The 4256-nt window shown below is 60.8% G+C and carries 3 protein-coding genes and 1 pseudogene; 2 read left to right on the forward strand and 2 right to left on the reverse strand.

Going from position 1 to position 4256, the window contains the following annotated elements; translation table 11 throughout:
* Window positions 1-445, reverse strand: a pseudogene (locus VIW95_RS06530) (TIGR00268 family protein); the annotation flags it as partial.
* 124 nt (window positions 446-569) lie between these two features.
* Window positions 570-1505 carry a cysteine synthase A gene (gene cysK, locus VIW95_RS06535; RefSeq protein WP_331584632.1) on the reverse strand — a complete coding sequence of 312 codons (936 nt, stop codon included), beginning with the start codon at window positions 1503-1505 and terminating at the stop codon, window positions 570-572.
* 1053 nt (window positions 1506-2558) lie between these two features.
* Between cysK and VIW95_RS06540 the strand changes: the two genes are divergently transcribed.
* Both VIW95_RS06540 and VIW95_RS06545 read left to right on the forward strand, forming a co-directional pair.
* Window positions 2559-3491: a glycosyltransferase family 9 protein gene (locus VIW95_RS06540; RefSeq protein ID WP_331584633.1), complete on the forward strand. Its 933-nt coding sequence runs from the start codon at window positions 2559-2561 to the stop codon at window positions 3489-3491.
* Between the two features lie 14 nt (window positions 3492-3505).
* Window positions 3506-4256 (forward strand): zinc metalloprotease HtpX (locus VIW95_RS06545; protein ID WP_331584634.1); only part of this gene is annotated, 751 nt, incomplete at its 3' end.

Here is a 4256-nt window from a genome sequence, read left to right on the forward strand (position 1 = left end):
GATGCCGCACGCGTTTTTCAGTGGCCGCCTGGATCCCGGGACGATAGTCGTGAAGGTCGTCGAGGTTGAGGCCATCGACGATCTCGTCGATACCCAGCTCGGCGGCCTTCCCCTCGCAAACCGTGAACAGGTTGTGCTTGCACAGATAGCATCGGTTCAGCGGATTCGCCGCGTAGCCGGGAATCTCGAGCTCGTTGGACTCGACCACGATGTGACGCGCGCCGATCAGGCGCGCCATCGCGAGCGCCGACTCGCGATCCTCGTCGGGCATCGTGGGCGACGTCGTCGTCAGCGCGAGCACGGCGTCGCCGAGCGCCTCGTGCGCGACCTTCAGCACGAAAGTGGAATCGACGCCGCCGGAAAACGCCACGATGAGACTGCGCATCGGCGCAAACCCCGCCCGCATCCTCTCCAGCTTCGCCTCGAGAGTTTTCGTTATATCCATCGGTTCTTCCCCTCTCCCAACGGGAGAGGATCGAAGGTGAGGGACCTTATCCAGCGCGCATTTTTCGCGCGCGATTCAAGATTCTGTCTGCGCTCTGACCGCATATCGCTTCTTCAACAGACCGTTAAATACCCTCGGCCTGGAAAAGATCCGTCGTCAAATATCGCTCGCCGGTGTCGCAAAAAACCACCACCACGATGTTGCCCTTGCCGAGCCGCCTGGCGATCTGCAGAGCCGCGTAGCAATTTGCGCCGGACGAGATACCGACCAGCATGCCCTCTTCGCGCGCGAGGCGGCGCGAGAACAGGGTCGCATCTTCGTCGCTGACCGGAATTACCTCATCATAAACTTTTATATCGAGGTTGGTCGGGATGAAGCCGGCGCCGATTCCCTGGATCTTGTGAAACCCGGGCTCGCCGCCCGACAGTACCTGCGAGTTCTTCGGCTCGACGGCGACGATCAGCACTTTTTTGTCGAGATGCTCGCGCAAATAATGCCCCGCGCCCGTGATCGTCCCGCCCGTCCCGACGCCCGCGACAAACGCGTCGATCCGCTTGAACTGCTGGAGCAACTCGGGCCCGGTGCATCGATAGTGGATGTCGGGGTTGGCGCTGTTGCTGAATTGCTGCGGCATGAAGTAGCCGGGATTCTCGCGGCACAGCTCCTCGGCCTTCGCGATCGCGCCATGCATCCCGCGCGTATCCGGCGTCAGCACCAGCTTGGCCCCATAAGCCACCAGCAGCGACCGCCGTTCTTCACTCATGGTGTCGGGCATCGTCAGGATGAGCTTGTAGCCCTTGACCGCCGCAACCAGCGCCAGCCCAATCCCGGTGTTGCCGGAGGTAGGCTCGACAATAGTATCCCCCGGCTTGAGCCGCCCCGCCTTCTCCGCCGCCTCGATCATAGCGAGACAAATCCGATCTTTAACACTCCCCCCAGGATTAAAATTCTCGAGCTTCGCCCAAATCTCAGCATCATCTTTCCCCGGAATCCGATTAAGCCGGACAACGGGCGTATTCCCAATAAGTTCAAGCGGCGACTGCGCAACACTGATAGGCATGCCCCGATTCTATCCAGAAAATGGAGATGGTTGGAATGTAGCGAAGTGTGAATCCGCAAGTCTTGTGTCATCCCGAGCGAAGCCGAGGGACCCCGGATCTTTGCTGGCTATTCCCCTCTCCCTATAGGGAGAGGATGAAGGTGAGGGTCCGACTACAGCGCGCTACTCGCGCGCGATTCAAAATTCCGCCTCCGCTCCGCTTTGTCTTTGTGTCATTCTAGAGCGAAAGCTGCTGTAGCGAGGAATCCCGGCTCCTTCCCAGCCTCGCCCAACATGGGGAGAGGCCGACGCGCGTCATCGCGCGTCGGGTGAGGGACACTTTTGCGGCGCGGTTGTCCGTTGCACGCCGTATATGATCCTTCGTCGTCAGATTCCCGTGATCGTCGCGCGGGGCCTTGCGCATAGCTAGCCGAGCGGTTATGCGAAGGTCTCTTGTCAGAGAAAGCTTTGCATAGCTTCCTAGCGGGTTCCGGAGCAAAGGCAGAATGCTGAATCGCGCGCGGGAAAAATCGCGCGCTGCACAAGGACCCTCACCTTCATCCTCTCCCTTTCAGGGCGAGGGGATAAACGCGCAAAGCATCACGGAATTTTGTCCCTCACCCGCGCCGGAGGCGCGGCCTCTCCCCACGAACGGGCGAGGCAATTCGTCTGCAGAAGATTTCGGAGCTGGAGTACCATCGCGGAAAAACGATTCGTGTTTTGTTCTCCTGAACTAAACGACGTTTCACGTGAAACATATTTGTGAAACCTTCAACACCACAGCGCCATTTTCGGCCTCTTCGCAAAGAATGACCGCCATTGCGCGCGCCGGATCCGGGATTCTTCTGCGGAGCTCTGAATGACACAAAGAAACCGGGCGACGAAGTTGTGGTCGATGCCGGATAACCTAACCCCTAACCCCTTCCCGAGCGGGAAGGAGAACCGGATTTATTTGAGTGAGAGCAAAAGGGCGTCCTCGCCATTTTGCGATTTCTTCCCACTAAGGTGCAGGGTTTAACCCTGCCCAGGGAAGTGTGAAACCCAAGGATGGGTTTCACTGATAGACTGTCTCCGATGGCGAAGGTGAAACGCGTGCTGGTTATTTTCCCCGGTGCGCTTGGCGATCTGATGTGCTTGATGCCGGCGCTTGCGGCGATTTCGCGGCAGCATCCGGGGGCGTCGGTCGAGCTGATGGCGCGGTTCGAGTTGGCGCGGCTGGTGGCGGGGCGAAGCGTTGTCGCGCGCGGGCATTCGATCGATGCGCGTGAGGTCGGTGAATTGTTCTCTGATGAGTCGTCAGGCGGCTCGCGGGGATTCTTTGGTGATTTCGATCGTATCTATTCGTTCTTCGCTTCCGACGACGCGCGGTTTCGCGCGCGACTCGCGGCGGCGACCGACGCCGAGGTCTCGTTTCATCCGTTCCGCCCCGGCGGCGACGGCCATGTGTCGGCCGGCTACTTGCGGTCGATCGGCGAGGGTGCTTCGCCATCTGAGGTGTGCTTCGAACCGACCTCCGACGATCTCGCGGGGGCTTCGCGCGTGCTGGCGGAATCGAAATCCGACCGCTCGAATCTCATCGTGATTTTTCCGGGCAGTGGGAGTCCCGGCAAGAACTGGCCGGCGGATAAGTTCGCGGCGTTGGCATCGACGCTGTCGCGATCGAATCGCGCGAGCGTCGTGGTCATCCTCGGGCCCGCCGAAGCGTCTATCGAATCGATTTTTCGCGAGGCTGGCCTCGCAGTCGTGAAGGATCTCGATTTGCCGACGGTTGCGGCTGTCGCGCGGCTCGCGTCGGCGTTCGTTGGCAACGACTCGGGCGTGTCGCATCTTGCGGCGGCGGTCGGCGCATCCGGAGCAGTGATTTTCGGACCCACCGATCCTGCGCGATGGCGCCCGCTTTCTGCTGGCGGACGAATCGAGACTCTACGGCGCGAACCCATCGATTCCGTCGAGGTGCAAGACGTTGCCCGCGCTTTGGCGAAATTTGTGGAGCGGCAGCAAAGATAATAGACTGGTACGCTATGAGCTTCCTCAAGACGACGATGCTGCTCGGGCTGATGACGGGGCTGCTGATGCTGATCGGCGGTCTGCTTGGAGGCCGGCACGGGGTCATGATCTTTTTCGTCATCGCCGCGGTGATGAACTTTTTCAGCTACTGGTTCTCCGACAAGATCGTGCTGCGCGCGTACGGGGCGCAGGAACTCGACGCGTCGTCGGCGCCCGAGCTCTACTCGATCGTCAACGAGCTCGCGCATTCGGCGGGAATCCCGATGCCGCGCCTCTACCTGATCGATTCCGACACGCCCAACGCGTTCGCAACCGGCCGCAACGTGCATCATGCGGCGGTCGCCGTAACCAAGGGCATCATGCGAATCTGCACGCGCGAGGAGTTGAAGGGCGTCATCGGCCATGAGCTCTCGCACGTGACCAATCACGATATTTTGACCAGCTCGATCGCGGCGACGCTCGCTGGCGCGGTGATGATGATCGGCACGATGATTCGATGGGGCGCGATTTTCGGACTCGGCAGCCGCGACGACGAAGAAGGCGGCATCGCGGGATTGCTGGTCGCCGGCATCCTCGCGCCGATCGCCGCGACGCTGATTCGGCTTGCGATTTCACGCACGCGCGAGTACCAGGCCGACGCGAGCGGCGCCAAGCTGACGCACAATCCGCTGTACTTGGCGAGCGCGCTGCGCAAGCTCGAAGCCGCCAACGAGCGGTTGCCGCTGGTCGCCAGCCCCGCGACGGCGCACATGTTTATCGTGAATC

The organism is Binatus sp. (SeqCode) (assembly GCF_036522015.1).
In the GTDB taxonomy this organism is placed as follows: Bacteria; Desulfobacterota; Binatia; order Binatales; family Binataceae; genus Binatus.